Source organism: Oscillospiraceae bacterium (assembly GCA_035353335.1).
In the GTDB taxonomy this organism is placed as follows: domain Bacteria; phylum Bacillota; class Clostridia; order Oscillospirales; family JAKOTC01; genus DAOPZJ01.
In genome coordinates this window covers 1-15,653 of the sequence record DAOPZJ010000059.1, presented here as the reverse complement: position 1 = coordinate 15,653, position 15,653 = coordinate 1, and the positions used below count along the sequence as shown (strand labels likewise).

16 protein-coding genes are annotated in these 15,653 nt (G+C 48.3%); 7 read left to right on the top strand and 9 right to left on the bottom strand.

All coding sequences use genetic code 11. The annotated features are described in order from the left end of the window. The 7 genes from PKH29_10845 to PKH29_10815 form a co-directional block, all read left to right on the top strand. The coding region (locus tag PKH29_10845; GenBank protein ID HNX15333.1) for a hypothetical protein at positions 1–218 on the top strand (218 nt) is incomplete at its 5' end. A 63-nt stretch (positions 219–281) separates the two neighbouring features. Beyond that, a complete protein-coding gene (locus PKH29_10840) occupies positions 282–1,577 on the top strand; it encodes a M18 family aminopeptidase (protein ID HNX15332.1) in 1,296 nt (431 codons plus the stop codon). Between the two features lie 21 nt (positions 1,578–1,598). Then, positions 1,599–2,591 (top strand): M20/M25/M40 family metallo-hydrolase, encoded by a 993-nt coding sequence (locus PKH29_10835; GenBank protein HNX15331.1) that lies wholly within the window; start codon positions 1,599–1,601, stop codon positions 2,589–2,591. Beyond that, the gene (locus PKH29_10830) at positions 2,588–3,214 is read left to right on the top strand and encodes an MBL fold metallo-hydrolase (protein HNX15330.1); all 627 of its coding nucleotides are present in this window, start codon (positions 2,588–2,590) and stop codon (positions 3,212–3,214) included. The genes PKH29_10835 and PKH29_10830 overlap by 4 nt, the downstream gene beginning before the upstream one ends. Then, a complete protein-coding gene (gene hemZ, locus PKH29_10825; protein HNX15329.1) occupies positions 3,208–4,653 on the top strand; it encodes a coproporphyrinogen dehydrogenase HemZ in 1,446 nt (481 codons plus the stop codon). The genes PKH29_10830 and hemZ overlap by 7 nt, the downstream gene beginning before the upstream one ends. Then, on the top strand, positions 4,650–5,543 hold the full coding sequence (locus PKH29_10820) for a hypothetical protein (protein HNX15328.1): 894 nt from the start codon (positions 4,650–4,652) through the stop codon (positions 5,541–5,543). The genes hemZ and PKH29_10820 overlap by 4 nt, the downstream gene beginning before the upstream one ends. Positions 5,544–5,555: 12 nt before the next feature. Continuing rightward, entirely contained in the window at positions 5,556–6,062 is a 507-nt protein-coding gene (locus tag PKH29_10815; protein HNX15327.1) for a hypothetical protein, read from the top strand. A gap of 48 nt (positions 6,063–6,110) precedes the next feature. Here PKH29_10815 and PKH29_10810 read toward each other — a convergent pair whose 3' ends face one another. From PKH29_10810 to PKH29_10770, 9 genes are all read right to left on the bottom strand, one after another. Continuing rightward, positions 6,111–6,617, bottom strand: coding sequence for a hypothetical protein (locus PKH29_10810; protein HNX15326.1), 507 nt, complete (start codon positions 6,615–6,617; stop codon positions 6,111–6,113). 38 nt (positions 6,618–6,655) lie between these two features. Further along, complete coding sequence (locus PKH29_10805; GenBank protein ID HNX15325.1) at positions 6,656–6,955, bottom strand: hypothetical protein; 300 nt, start codon at positions 6,953–6,955, stop codon at positions 6,656–6,658. Between the two features lie 140 nt (positions 6,956–7,095). Further along, entirely contained in the window at positions 7,096–8,478 is a 1,383-nt protein-coding gene (gene gltA, locus PKH29_10800) for an NADPH-dependent glutamate synthase (protein ID HNX15324.1), read from the bottom strand. Between the two features lie 6 nt (positions 8,479–8,484). Further along, entirely contained in the window at positions 8,485–9,315 is an 831-nt protein-coding gene (locus PKH29_10795) for a sulfide/dihydroorotate dehydrogenase-like FAD/NAD-binding protein (protein ID HNX15323.1), read from the bottom strand. A gap of 18 nt (positions 9,316–9,333) precedes the next feature. Next, a complete protein-coding gene (locus tag PKH29_10790; protein ID HNX15322.1) occupies positions 9,334–10,593 on the bottom strand; it encodes an AraC family transcriptional regulator in 1,260 nt (419 codons plus the stop codon). 106 nt (positions 10,594–10,699) lie between these two features. Next, positions 10,700–11,611: a class B sortase gene (locus tag PKH29_10785; protein ID HNX15321.1), complete on the bottom strand. Its 912-nt coding sequence runs from the start codon at positions 11,609–11,611 to the stop codon at positions 10,700–10,702. Positions 11,612–11,628: 17 nt separating this feature from the next. Continuing rightward, complete coding sequence (locus PKH29_10780) at positions 11,629–12,708, bottom strand: ATP-binding cassette domain-containing protein (protein ID HNX15320.1); 1,080 nt, start codon at positions 12,706–12,708, stop codon at positions 11,629–11,631. Further along, complete coding sequence (locus PKH29_10775; GenBank protein HNX15319.1) at positions 12,689–13,384, bottom strand: ABC transporter ATP-binding protein; 696 nt, start codon at positions 13,382–13,384, stop codon at positions 12,689–12,691. Before PKH29_10775 ends, PKH29_10780 begins: the two co-directional genes overlap by 20 nt. 13 nt (positions 13,385–13,397) lie before the next feature. Then, positions 13,398–15,653 (bottom strand): FtsX-like permease family protein (locus tag PKH29_10770; protein ID HNX15318.1); only part of this gene is annotated, 2,256 nt, incomplete at its 5' end.

The following is a 15,653-nucleotide window of genomic DNA, read 5'->3' as shown; positions in this document are numbered from 1 at the left end:
CCAAGACCGTGATCGCGGTCACGCACAGCTTTTCCGAGGCGTGGCTGCTCGGGGATAGAACGCTTGTGCTCACCAAAGCGCCGGCTCACATCGCTGCCGACATCAACTGTTTTACCCCACGCGAAATCCGCGCTGCAAACATCGATTGCGGCGAGGCAAAACTATTGCGTCAAAAGATTGAAGAGGCCTTCGAAACGCCGAGTGAAACCCCCGGATAAGGTTGACAGAATGAGCACGAAAGTGTTATGATATAGCAAGTTTTTGAAAGGAATTGCAAAGAAATGGACAAGAAAAAATACGCAAAAAAACTGCTCGATTACTTAAACAACGCCCCGACGCCGTTCCAATCGGTCGATCTGCTCAAAGACATGCTCGACAAAGCCGGCGCAACCGAGATTAAAGACGGCAATTCATGGAATTTAGAGCGCTCAAAAGCGTATTATATCATCAAGGACGGCACCCAGATCGCGGCTTTTAAAATCGGCACAAAACCGATTGAGGAGACCGGTATGCGCATCGTCGCCGCCCACCACGATTCACCCGGCTTTCGGGTTAAACCGGGCGGTTCGACGCTCGACGGCGGTTATGAACGGCTTTCGGTCGAGGGCTACGGCGGCTTGATCGTCCACGGCTGGATGGACAGACCGTTAGGCCTTGCCGGGCGTGTCTGCGTCAAAGACGGCGAAAACGTCCGCTGTGTCAATGTCAACATTGACAAGCCGATTCTCGTCATCCCGAGCGCGGCAATCCATGTTGTGCGCGAGGTCAACGACGGCGCTAAGTTCAATCTCCAAACTGAGACCTGCCCGTTTTTATGCAAAGCGGGCGAGAAAAAGCGGTTTATGGGTTATCTGGCGGAGCAGGCGGGCGTCAAAGAAGAGGACATCCTCAGCTTCGAGCTCGCACCCTATGACTGCACCCCCGGCTGCTTTACCGGCATTGACGGCGATTTCATCTCCGCTTGCCGCACCGACGACGCCGAGATGGCGTTCACCGCGTTCACGGCTTTCTGCGAGGCAATCGACAGTGACAATACCTGCTTAGCATTCGCTTATGACCATGAAGAGATCGGTTCAGGTTCAACAAGAGGCGCAAGAAGCAACACCATGCAGATGATTATCGACCGCATCTGTGAAAAGTTCGCAGTCAGCCAGGAAAACAAATACCGCGCACTCGCGCATTCGCTTGTCTTTTCCTCCGATATGGCGCACGCCACCCACCCGGCTTATGCGGGCAAATACGACCCGGCTTATCCCGTGGTGCTGAACAACGGCCCGGTGCTCAAACTTACCGAGCGCCAAAGTTATGCGACATCTTCGGCGGGTTCTGCTGCTTTTAAAATGCTTTGCGAGCGTAACAAAATTCCTTATCAGATTCAAGTCAACCGCAGCGATGAACGCGGCGGCGGCACGATTGGCCCGGGCATCGCAGCGGAATACGGCGTGGTCACGGTTGATATCGGCAATGCATGTCTGTCGATGCACGCGGTGCGCGAATATGTCGGTGCGGACGACGTCGGATACATGATCGATCTGATGAAAGCGCTTTATAACAGCGACTTGAACGGAATTTTATAAAACTTACGGAGGATATAAGTAATGCTTCTAAAGGAACTCACCCAGCGATTCGGCGTCAGCGGCGTCGAGACCGGAGTTGCCGAATTTATCAAAAAGACCGCCGCGCCCTATGTTGATGAATTCATCGAAGGCGGACTCGGCAGCGTGATTGCGGTTAAAAAGGGCAGCTCCAAGACCCCGAAAAAGATCATGCCGAGCGCCCATATGGACGAAATCGGCTTTTGTGTCATGTCGTTCACCTCGGGCGGCATGGTTCGCATTCGCGCTGTCGGGGGCATTCCGATTCCGCTCACAATCGGCCAGCGCATCCGGTTTGCAAACGGTGTAATCGGTGCGGTCTCTGCCGACTGTGCTTATGACGATGTCAAAGGCAACTTCACCAAGCTCTATGCCGATATCGGCGCAAAAGATAAAGAAGATGCCGAAAAACTGCTCTCGGTCGGTGATTTCGCCTGCTACGACGCACCGTACACCGAGATGGCAAACAACCGCGTCTGCACCAAAGCGCTCGACAACCGCATCGGCTGCTATATCTTGCTCGAGTGCATGAAGAAATATCAAAACCCTGTAGACGATATTTACTATGTTTTCAGCAGTCAGGAAGAAGTCGGCTTGCGAGGCGCGAGAACAGCGGCGCAGCTGATTGATCCCGACGAAGGCATCGCGGTCGACATCGGCGGCTGCTTCGACACGCCCGAATCCGCCGGAAAAGGCAATCCGGTGCTCGGCGGCGGTGCCGCCATCAAAGTGATGGACATGTCGGTCATCTGCGATCAGGGGATCGTCAAAAAGATGAAAGATATCGCAGCCGAAAAAAATATCAAGGTTCAGCTCGAAGTGCTTGCCGGAGGAGGCACCGATGCGGGCGCGATCAATCAGGTCGGCGAGGGCAAAAAGACCGGCGGCATCTCGATCCCGACCCGCTACGGCCACGGCCCGATCTCGATGGTTGATCTCAACGACGTGCAAAACTGCATTGACCTTCTCGGGGAATATATCTCCTTTAAAAAATGATAACGAAAATCATCACGCTCGAACTCGGCGCTTTTGGAACCAATGCCTATGTTTTCAACAACGGCACGCATACCGCCGTCATCGATCCCGCGATTGCTTCCCGTAATTTGCGGGAGACGGTCGCAATGTTTAAATGCGGCTTAGAGTATATCCTGCTGACGCACGCTCATTTCGACCATATCGGCGGCATTTCCGATCTCAAATCCGAATTTCCAGATGCAAAACTCGTGATCAATGTCGGCGATGAAGAAGTGCTGCGAACCCAAACCGGCAGGGACTATCCGTTTGGATTTTTTATTAAACCCGAGCAGCACGAGCCCGATACAGTTGTCTGTGACGGAGATTTTCTGCCGTTTGGCGATGATCAAATCAAAGTGCTGCACACGCCCGGACATTCTCCGGGAAGCTGTTGCTATCAACTCGGGAAAACGCTTTTTTGCGGAGACACGATCTTTCGGGACGGCGTGGGCAGAACCGATCTGCGCGGCGGCAATTTGGATGAATTGATGCAGTCAATTTCCCGGCTGACGTTGTTGCCCGATGACGTAGCTTTGCTGCCTGGTCACGGCCCCTCAACCACAGTCGGCGAAGAACGGAAAAACAACCCGTATCTGCCATGGTAAAAGTAATTGCACCCGAAACGCTTCTGTACGAGTCGATCAACCTGACGAAAGCATTTTTCATCGGGGAAATGGTCATTTTCGAGGGCGACGCTGATATTAATGTAACCGTTCAAAAATTAGGTGAAACCATTACAGTTGTCCTCACCGATGAAACCCACACTGAAACCGACAGCGAACCCGTCAGACAATCCGAATACCTCTGCGCACCCGATCTCGATCTTGCGCTCGGAAGAGCGTATTATCGGGTGGGGATGCGTTTTTGCAATCGAAAACCAACTTGGGGCATTTTAACCGGTGTCCGCCCTGCAAAACTGTTCATGGGTCTGACCGCCGAAAGCTCGCAAGAACAAGCCGAACGCGTTTTTATTGACGATTATTACGTTAGTGAAAAAAAGACACATCTTTGCGCTTTGGTCGCCGAAAACCGCATCAAATCCGGTGTTGTTTCCACAACTGACGAGTGCAGTTTGTATATTTCGATTCCGTATTGCCCCAGCCGTTGCACCTATTGCTCGTTTGTCTCACAAGACAACGATCGGTACGACCAAAACCAAATCGGTCAATACCTGAAGCTGCTGCATACCGAGATTGCCGAGACCTGCGCATATATGCAAAAGACAGGGCAAAAAATAGTCACAGTCTACATCGGCGGCGGAACTCCCGCAATTTTATCGTCGAAACAGCTTTCGGAACTTACCCGAGTCCTCGCGAAAAACGCACCCGAACACCGTGAGTTGACCGTGGAACTCGGCCGCCCCGACGCCATCACCTCCGAAAAGCTCAAAGCGCTGCATGGTGTTTGCAACGCCCGCATCTCAATCAATCCGCAGACCCTGCATGATCCGGTGTTAGAACGCATCGGTAGAAAACACACGGTTAAACAATTTTACGATGCTTTTGAAAGTGCTGTCAAAGCGGGTTTTACCGATATTAATGTCGATTTGATCGCTGGTTTACCCGGCGACACCGAGGACGGCTTTGTCGAGAGTGTCATAGGAATTCAAGCGCTTTCTCCCGCCAATATCACCATTCACAGCTACGCAAAAAAGCGCGGCTCGAAGTTGGCACAGGAGGGCGGGGCGGATGAACTCATTCAAAGTGAGACTGTCGAGCACGGACTTGATAGGTGTGCGAATATACTGTTAGATGGGGATTATTCTCCGTATTATCTCTATCGCCAGCGCGACATCAGCGGCGGCGGTGAAAACGTGGGATGGTGCAAGTCGGATTCTTTCGGACTTTACAACATATACATGATGGATGAGCTGCACAGCATCTACGGCTGCGGTGCCGGTAGCGTGACAAAAGCGGTGCACAGGCAAAACGATCTGGTCCGATTTTTTAATCAGCGTCTGCCGCTTGAGTATATCAAGCATTTTGACGAGATGTGCGCAAAAAAGAGAGAATTCATCGAGAGGGAGGCAAACCGTATTATATGAGATATCAGATTGACGACTTAAATAAACTCACCGAAAAAGATGTCGCACCGGTTGAAGAAAAAATTAAAAATCGCCTTGTCGCCGCTGCCGATCTGATTATGGACGGTGGATATAAAGTCATTCTGATCGCGGGCGGTTCGGCCTCTTGCAAAACCAGTTCAACGCTTGCCATTGATGCGATATTGGAGAGCCACGGGCTGTGCAGCACCGAGCTCTCGATGGATGACTTTTATAAAAACCGCGACGAGTGCCCGATTTTGCCCGACGGCACTTATGACATCGAATCACTGGCCTCGATTGATGTGGAAATGATGAACACAGTAATCTACGATCTATCAGTCGGAAAGACTGCAAACATCCCGATTTTTGATTTTATCACGGCAAGACGGACAAATTCCGTAAAAAGCGTGACACCGCGTGCGGATGGTGTTATAATGTTGGAAGGAATCAATGCGCTGAATCCGGCAGTCGCGGCTTCGGTGGAATCCGGAAGGGTATTGCGCGTTTTTGTGGAGCCGTTGGCGGAGATTTTTGACGGTTCCAAGCAGCTGATGAGCATTCGGGACGTTCGCTTTTTACGCAGAACCGTTCGGGATTATCATTACCGCGGAGCAAGCGCGGAAAAGACCATCAACATGTGGGACAGCGTGCTTCACGGAGAAGATCAAAATGTCACGCCTTATGTCGGCGGTGCGGATGTATGTATCGATACCTTTTTCGATTATGAGTTATCCGTATTTAAAGAGTGCGCGGAAACGATTTTACCGCAGGAGTATAAAATTCACGGAGATATGTTAAAATCAATCCGAAGGGCATTAAAAGAAATTCCGAAACTGAATCAGCAAATTGTCCCGAAGAGTTCGCTTTTACAGGAATTTATCAAGATTTAAGGAGGCATCGCAATGGACATCGTGGTAAAAAAGGTACTTGACGCCGCTGTTGAAGTGGGAGAAAAAACGGTCGGTAAACTGAAGAAGATTGCCGACGAGAGTCGTGTTACCGGTGATATCGTCAGAAAAGTGATCGATTATTCCAAGAAACAATGCAAAAAGGCGAATTGCTGCGCGTCCAATGCGAAGAAAGATTTTTGTAATTGCACCCGGAATGCGTTGCAAAAAACCGACGAGGTTGTGAAAAAAGCAAAATCCGCTTCGGGTGAATTTAGCGGGAAACTGAACGATGTCTCAAAAAAGGTCGGAAAAGAAATCAAACACAGTTGCGGCGAACTGGAAAAACAGAAGCTGTATTATGACCTTGGAAAACTGGTGTATCGTCAGTCGGTTGAGCATGATGCCGATAAGTATTCCTATTTTATCGTTGATAAGATCAGTAAAATTGCCAAACAAAACAATGAAGAAAATAAGCTGCGTCTAGAGAGAACCGAACAGTCCGAAGACGATATGCAGTAAAGTAATAAGATGATCGTGAAAAGCGGCGGGAATTTTCCCGCCGCTTCTTTAATACCAGACCTCAATTTGCGTATCAATATTTTTAAACTGCACGCTTATCCTCTCCTGTCCGTCTTGAAAAACTTTTGATTCTCCTTTTCTCAGATAGGTGATTAACATCTTTCTGCCGCCGTTTGTGAGCGTGAGTTTACAGTCGTTGAGCGTGGTCGGAATGCAGGGTGAGAAAGTGACGGTGTTTCCGGTTATGTTTACCCCGAGCATCTTCTCTAAAATTGTACGGTAGTACCAACCCGCCGCACCGGTATAGAGTGACCAGCCGCCGCGCCCGTAGGCGTGCGGATTCGTAGAAATATCGGCGGGAATTGCATACGGCTCCAAATAGAAACTGCTGTTGAAAACAAATCGGTCGAGCACAGGCACGAGACTGCGTAAAATTCGCCAGCCGTCATCAGCTCTTCCGGCCGAGAAAAGCGCATAAGCGAAAAAGCACGCGCCGTGCGTGTATTGTCCGCCGTTCTCTCTGACGCCCTCCGGATAATCGGCAGTATACCCGATCGCATGGTCTTTTTCACCGAGCGGCGGAGCAAAGAGTTTTAAAATTCCGCAGGCGGGATCGTATCGAAAATCTCGATTTTCGGTTCTTCATCCAATGTCAGAAAGCTGCGGCAGATATCAAGAATGCGGATATCCCCGTTTTCAACAGGGAGGTTCGGCATTTGGGCAAACGATTCGAGCAGTCGGCGAGAACGCCGATAGATCAGATAATAGTTATCGGCAAGCCATTCGCTGCTGCCGGTTGCGGAGGAGGAGCGCCGTTTTTCGGAATACAACTCGCGCATAACTGCCGAAAGGCGCATGTACATTTTTAAACCGCATAAGCTCTTTCTTTTCATGGCAACCTCGTTCAGATAGTAGTTTAGAGATACTAGCTATTTTTCCCCGGTCGGTTGTAATAATACAAGGGGCTGTAACTCAAAAACAACAAAAAAACGGCGGTTTAATCCGCCGTTTAATATGAACTCTTTACGTCTGTCTATTTCAGATAGTCGTCGATTTCCGCCGCTGCCTGTTTGCCCGCGCCCATCGCCAAGATAACAGTCGCGGCTCCGCTGACGAGGTCGCCGCCTGCGAACACGCCGGATCTTGTGGTCATCAGAGAGTTTTCACTGACAACTGCGCAGCCATGTCGGTCAAATTTGATATCCTGCGTACTCTTTGCGATGATGGGGTTTGGCGAGGTGCCGATCGCTGCAATCACGGCGTCGGTCTCGAGAATGAAATCACTGTCGCGAACCTCGACAGGCTTGGCTCTGCCGCTGGCATCCGGCTCGCCGAGTGCCATCTTTCGGCATTTTAAACCGGTCACTTTGCCGTCTTTGTCACCGACTACTTCAACAGGTGCGGTCAATGTCTGAAAAATGATGCCTTCTTCTTTGGCGTGGTGGCGTTCTTCGGCTCTGGCGGGCATCTCGTTTTCGGTGCGTCGATAAACAAGATAGACCTCGCTGCCCATGCGTCGTGCACAGCGCGCGGCGTCCATCGCTACGTTTCCGCCGCCAACGACCGCAATACGATTAAATTTGAGTACAGGCGTATCGTAATCGTCCGAAAAGGCCTTCATCAAATTGATGCGGGTCAGATATTCATTTGCGCTGAAAACGCCGATCAAATTCTCACCCGAAATGCCTAAGAATTTCGGTAGTCCTGCACCGGTGCCGAGAAAAACAGCTTTATAACCTTCTTCGAAAAGATCATCAACCGTAAGGGATTTTCCGATAACGGCATTTGACTGAAATTTCACACCGAGTTCGCGGAGTTTATCAGTCTCATCCTCGACGATGGATTTGGGCAGGCGGAATTCGGGGATGCCGTAGGCTAAAACGCCGCCGAACTTGTGAAATGCCTCAAATACGGTCACATCATAACCGCGTTTTGTGAGCTCCGCCGCGCAGGCAAGCCCCGCAGGACCCGAGCCGACGATCGCAACCTTTTTATCCTTTCTTTCGGCTTTTTCAATCGGAGCGCTATGTTTGTGCTTTGCCGCATAATCGGCGGCAAAACGCTCTAAGCGGCCGATGGCGACCGGTTCACCCTTGATACCGCGCACGCATAAACCCTCGCATTGGCTCTCCTGCGGGCAGACGCGTCCGCAGACAGCGGGCAAGGAATTGGTGCTGTAAATCGTATCATAAGCGCTAAAAAAATCGCCGCCTTTGATTTGTTTGATAAATTCAGGAATTTTTACGTTGACCGGGCAGCCGGATACACACTTTGGATTCTTGCATTCCAGACAACGATTTGCTTCTTCTATAGCTTCTTTTTCGTTGTAACCGAGCGCGACTTCTTCAAAATTTCTGATACGTTGTTCGGGAAGCTGTTCGAGGGCAGGGGTCTTTTGAGGAATCATATTAGGCATTCGTTGTTACTCCTTTATCAGACGGCATTTATGAGATAACTCGGATTCATGTGATTTGTAAGCGGTATTGCGGCGCATCAGTTCGTCGAAATCAACTTTGTATCCGTCGAATTCCGGGCCATCGACACAGGCGAATTTGGTTTCTCCGCTGATGGAGACCCGGCAGCCGCCGCACATTCCGGTGCCGTCGACCATGATCGGATTCAAGCTGACCGTGACTGGGATGCCGTATGTTTTGGCGGTCATCGTGACAAATTTCATCATAATGACAGGCCCGATTGCGATAATCTCGTCATATTTTTCGCCGCTTTCAATGAGAGCTTTTAATTTATCTGTCACAAGCCCTTTTTCGCCGTAACTGCCGTCGTCGGTTGTGATAAAAAGACGAGTGCTGTTTGCACGCATCTCATCTTCAAGCATGACGATGTCCTTGCTGCGAAAGCCCGCGATCAAATCGACCTTGCATCCCAAATTGAAAAGCTTCTTTGCCTGCGGATAGGCGATTGCGCAACCGACGCCGCCGCCGATGATCGCCACGTTTTTATGGCCTTCAAGTTTTGATGCGTTTCCGAGCGGCCCGGTAAAATCCAAGATGTAATCGCCTTGGTTTAATTTGGAAAGTGCTGTTGTTGAAGCGCCTATGGATTGAAATATAATGGTGATGCTGCCATTTGCCCGATCGAAATCAGCAATGGTCAAAGGAACGCGTTCGCCTTGTTCATCGATGCGAAAGATGATAAATTGACCCGGTTCACAGCGTTTTGCTACAAGAGGAGCAGCAATACGCATCAGCCAGGTATTGTCGTTAAGGACTCTTTTTTCGAGAATTTCGTGCATAAATAATTAATGCTCCTTTTATAATTTGGCACCGGCATTACTGCTGCTGCTGATATTTACGATACGCCCGCCGCTGTCACGAAATTTTTTAGGGGAGATGCCCACTTCGCTTCGAAAGACCTTAGTAAAATAGCTTTGGTCCTCGAAACCGCATAACGCGGCAATGTCGGCTAACTTAATTCGGTTGTCAAGTAAAAACAACTTGCTTTTTTCAATTCGGATGTGTTTGATATAATCAGTCACGCTCATCCCTGTGTCATCTTTGAAAACTGTACTGAGATAGGAACGGCTTAAAAAGACATGCTTTGCGATATCGTCCAGCGTGATTTTTCCCGCATAATTAGCTTTAATATAATTCATGGCTTTGAAAACCACATCAGAGTGTTTAACTTGCGTAAAGTCGAAGGTGTAATTGATAAACCGGTGCAGCATGACGCTGAGCCAGACATTCAATTGCTCCACAGAGGTAAACTGTTCGATTTCATGAATATAACCGCTGTTAGACAGGAAAATTTCTTTTACATCCGCACCGGCATCGATGATAGAGCGTGATAATAAAACTACCAGTTCAACCGAGCGCTCCCGGATGGTATCGAGATCGTAATTGCTGGAAAAATAAATAAACCCGAGCAATTCGTTTAATAGAGCCTGCGCGCCGCTTTTGTCATGCTCTACGATCAAACGGTGCAAGGTCTTTTCATACTCGATGGGGTAAGTGGTTTCCTGTTCTCCTAAAAAGTCGCTGTGCGCCGAGAAAATCGCATTGAGCTGCTTTTCCTGTTCATAGACGAAACTTCCGGCAAGACCATATGCAATTCCCGAAGAAAGAACCGCGCTGGCCAACAGGCAGGATGAGAGCGCATTGACTTTCTGCGTTGTGAACACAGGCAATTTTTGAGCAGCTTCTCTGGTTTTCAGGGCTTTTATCTCTGCAAGCGAGTCACGCTGCTCTCCCATAATTACAGGTCCTGCAATCATGCCGGCCAGCATTTTGCCGGAATCATCGGTAACGGAGGAGGCGCAGAAAACCAAACCGATCGGGCAATAATAAATGTACTTTCCGTTCCAGCGGTAGGCTTCGTTGCATCCGTAAAAATGGGTATTTTCGGGATTACACTTCGGATTGCCGCAAAACGAACAAAAAAATTTTTTACGCTCATCGGTGCTTTGATCAATAAAAACGCGGTTATAAGTGTCGAAGACCCGAACCGGAACACCGCTCAACACAGACAGATGCCCGGCATTCTCCTCACAGCGCAACGAAAGCTGTTCTTGCAAGCGGGACACCTCCAAAACCGTTATATTTCATTATACAATAAAAGCTATAGTTTTGACAAGTATAAAAACAGCGCACCTTACGGTGCGCTGACAACAATAATAAATATCAAAAAGGTTCCGGATTTCCGATGATCTCACCCGGTTTCGCCATTTCCGGATGTGCAGCTAAATAGGCGGCTACTTCATCGGTATGCATCATTTTGGCCTGAAGGGTATAGCGCCAGTTGTCCTGGTCATAGACACAGGTAATCAAGGTCAGGATTTTATCATAAAAGCCGACTTCCAGATTCGGCGTTTGAAAGTCCGAGCGCTCGAAAGCCGCTTTGATAAATCCGGTGAATTGCTGATACCTGCGCATATCGGTAAAATGAAAGGTCTTGTCCTGATTGAAGTTGAGTGTGACGCAGAAGTAGGGATCACCGTTGGAAGATGGGGAGGTGTCATAACCGGTGAATAGTTGGAAATAATATGTATAACCGTTATAAGCAGTGAATTTAAAAATGTTTGCCTTCAGATAGGTATCGCCTTCGCGGTACTTGACCAGTTTTCCGAACATTTTATCGCTGTATCTACTCTTTCCGATATTGTGACCGTACAGGATCGAATTATCTCCGAAAAAATCGTTCGGCAGGCAGCGGTAATCAAAAAACAGAATGCCCTCGTGGCGGTAATTCCCCTGGAGATCTTTGCGCATATAGTAATCGTTATCGGGGGCTTCGACGACCAATTCCTTAAGATTGATCCCCGGAATTTCAAAAATTCCTAGAAAATCACCGTTTATCGCATGATAACCTTCAAGCTCGCTGGTGGTATATTCGGTTTTGATATTGAGGGCAGGCGGATTTCCGGTGACGACAGTGCTCTTGGTGTCGCCCGGTACCGTGATGGAAATTCCCGATGAAACCGTACCGGAGGTTTCGGAAGAAGCGGGTGTTGGTTCCGCGCAGCCGATAAGCGATGAAACAATCATCAGCGCTGTTAAGAAAAACAGAAAAACGGCCTTTGTGAATTTTCTCAAAATTTTCACATCCTCCTTTATGCTTTTTCGGAACTGCCTTTTTCCTTAGGATCCTGTTCTTCCTGTTTGTCCTTCGGGCGTTCCAAAATTATTGTATCATCTGTCATGCTCATTTTCAACTTGTTTCCGCCTTTTAAGTTCAGCCGTTCCAAATATTCTTTCGGAATTTGAAGACGGCCGGTGCGGTCCAAAACCACAAATTCCTCGTGTGATTCGATATTAAAATTCAGATTCGTGTTTTCAAGGCGTTTCGTGTTGGCTGCGATCTCATCCGCATAATTATAACGGATAAATTCACTGCTGGTTCTTCCGTCACGGATTGCGACAACGCGGTTGACCTTTCGGGAAAGCTGCCGGTCATGGGTGACGATGATGATGGTCAAACCGAGTTCGCGGTTGAGACGATTGAAAATATCGAGAATCATACCTACGGTTGCTGTATCAACAGCGCCGGTCGGCTCGTCGGCCAACAATAGCGCGGGATTGTTGGCCAGCGCCAAAGCAATCGCGACACGCTGCTGCTCACCGCCGGACAGCTGGCTGAGCCGATTGCCGAGTCGGTGGGAAAGTCCGACCATATCCAAAAGTTCTTTTGAACGGTCAATACGTTTTTGACGCGGCATGTACGGGTTTACAATTGACAACGGCAGCTCGATATTCTGCTGTGCGGTGAGATAGGGAATCAAATTTCTTGCGTTGTTCTGCCAAACAAAACCGACGGTATGGCGTTTATATTCCACCATCTGCTGTTCGGTGAATTTTAGCATGTTTTGCCCGTTTACCCTCAGAATGCCTGCGGAGGGGCGATCAAGACCGCCGAGCAGATTCAAAAGGGTAGATTTACCGGAACCTGAGTTTCCGATGATTGCCGTCAATTCACCTTTTTCAATAGTCAGATCCAATCCTTGAAGAGCAATGACTTCAATTTCTCCGGTTTTGAAGATTTTAACTAAGTTTTCACAATAAACCATCGGTTCCGGCTTTTCTGCCGAAATTTCCGAAGGAATTCCGGCAGAGAGCTCAACAGATTCGACAGCCTGATACAATTGTTCACCATGAACCGTGTTATTCAATTCATCAGTAGTTGACTTTTTCATCGATAATAACACCGTCCTCTAAAGTATAGACCTTATCGGCAACTTCCATCATATTGGGGTCATGGGTCGTCATGACAATCGTGACGCCTTCGCGTTCTATCAAAAGTTTGAAAACACTCATCACCTGGAGTCCCATCTGAGTATCCAGCGCCGCGGTCGGCTCATCTGCATAAACGACTTTCGGCCTATGTGCGATTGCCCGTGCGATCGCGACACGCTGTTGTTCGCCGCCGGACATCTCGCCGGGCATATGATTCGCGCGCTTACCGAGATCGACCAATCCAAGGCAGTGCATCGCACGTTCTCTGCGTTCCGCAGGATCTGCCATACCCGATACGCGAAGTGCGAATTCAACGTTTTCATAAGCAGTCATAATACCGACAAGTGCTGTGGACTGAAATATAAATCCGTAATCGTTGCGGCGGAGTTTATCTTGTTCCAATGCAGAAAGAGAGGTAATTTCTTTGTCTTGAAACCAAATCTTGCCCGAAGTCGGGTAATCCAGTGCACCGAGCATATTGATCAGCGTGGTTTTGCCCGAGCCGGAACGGCCGCGGAAAATCGTAAGTCTCCCAACGGGGATTTCAACAGAAATTCCTTTCAGAACATGGACGACGCCGCCGGATGTATCGAAATCGCGGACAATTTCGGTGGATTTTAAAATCAGATCGTTCATAAATTCACCTCCATCAATCTTCGCCAAGTTTGAGCGCCTGATCGATCTTGATAGACGAAATAACCCGGACCAAAACACCGACGCCGATAGCGATCATAATACCGATTACCAGATAGACTTTTAGATAATCGGACATCTGATGGAAGACCTGGAACGGAATGACTCGTTCTTCCGCTGTATAGACCATTTCAAACAGACGGATGAACAATAAGCTCGTCACATCACCAAGAAGCAGCCCAAACAGAATAGACATCAGAGAAACGAGTATCTGTTCAACTCCGATCATAGCCATGACGCTGTTCTGGGACATACCGATTGCGCGGTAGATGCCGAACTGCAGAGTACGGCTTCTCAGCGAGAGAATCCAGTAAATCAGGAAACCTACGGTAGTTATGCCCATCGTGATCAGAAATACCAGCGAGAGCATCCCGTTAAAACCTTGAATCGTCGGATCATTTTTAACTTTGACGACTTTCTGTGAAGAAAAATTCAGGTCTTTTACAGCAAGTGAGCCATAATCCAGCGTGAGTCTGCCCATTCCGATAGCAGCTTGAGTTTCGATATCAGCTTGATACGGAATCGACTTGCCCATTGCTTTTGTAAAATCCTCAATGGTAGAACCGTCCTTACGCGCCATCCAAATCTGAACATAATTCTGATAACTATCAGAAAAATGAAGCTTCAACAGAGAAGAGTTTACGACAACAAGCGATTTGTTTTCCGCAACACCCTCGTTGTAGACAGTTTTTTTGTAACCCGGCCAGTAATCGACGAAGCCATAAACGATACAGGATATCGAAGCGCCGTTAGGACCTTCTAAAGTGACGGAGTCACCCACGGCGATATTTGCGGCATAATCGGATGATAACAGAACCGCGGTTTGAGCACCATTAATGATATTCAGGTATTCATTGATATGGTAGGGCAACAAATCAGAACGCAGTGTAGTAGCTGTGCCGAACGAGTATGGTTCGATTCCCATCAAATTAAAAGGATTCTGTTTCTGGTTGCCGAGTTTGAGAACGAAATCATTTGAATCCTGAGGGATATTAATGACTTCCGCGGCAGCTTCCACGCAGTCATTGTCATTGACCAATGCGTCTAAGTTAAGCGGGGGTTTCAATGCTTTCATATCAATATCCGCAACCACATCCGCACCGTTGAGATACTCATACCGATCTACAAGATTATTGTTGATTGTCCTTGCGGAATTCGCGGAAAAGATGCCGACCGCAATTGAATAGATAATAAACAGCATGACGAAGATTTCTTTGCTGCCCGATCTTCCGATTCGGATGAAGGAGGAATAAAACGGAGGAGTCCATTTTTTCTTTCCCAAGTAAAATAAGAATTGAACAATATACGGATAAAATCTCAGGAATAAGAGACCGATGCCAAGCATAAAAGCCGAAGTGATGACGAACATCAGCGGATCGACGCCCATTGAGGCCACTGTCGTACCTTTTGTGGTCAAATTGCTCAAGATATCTTTATATCTGACAAGACCGTAAATCGATACGGCGCATAAGATGAAATCAAGACCGAGTTTTTGCCAGAGAGGCTTTTTGGAAGAACGTGCTGAGATCTGCTTGTGTTCAACGATGCTGAGCTTTGAAGCGGAGAAAGCGGGGATCAGCATGGCGATTGCAAACAATACCATCGCGGCGAGTGCGTAGAGAAAGGCCTTCCAGTCGATGGACACCGGAAGCGCTTTCCGGACGACGAAATCCAAAAATCCATTTGACGAACCCAAGATATAACAGCTTAAATAACCGAGCAGCGGACCGAATATCATGGATAGGCCCGCTAGTATCCCCCATTCCATGATGTACCCGTTGAAAATCTGCATTCTGCTTGCCCCACGGCTTTTAAGTACTGAGATTTCGTTGGCTTCGCTCTCAAGTTTCATCCTTGAGACCATAAAGATATAGAAACAAAGCAATACCATGATCGGAAGAATTAAAACCCAGAGAGTGATTTGAAGGCTTGCTTCGCGTGGGAGATATTGCTTCATGTGTTCGATTGTGGGCATATTAAAACGAAGAGTGCCGCCCATATCGATATACTGCTGGGTCTGCGTATCGAGGGTTTTGATGATGTCCCGAACGTCAGAAATCTTTATTTTAGTGTAGTCATATGCCTTATACCAGTTGGCTTCAGAAATATAACCGTTGTCGGAAAAGTCAGAGACCATGGTATCATAATCCATAAAGATATCCTGGTCATAAGTATTCATGTCCATAAACCAATAAGGATCATTGATATCAAC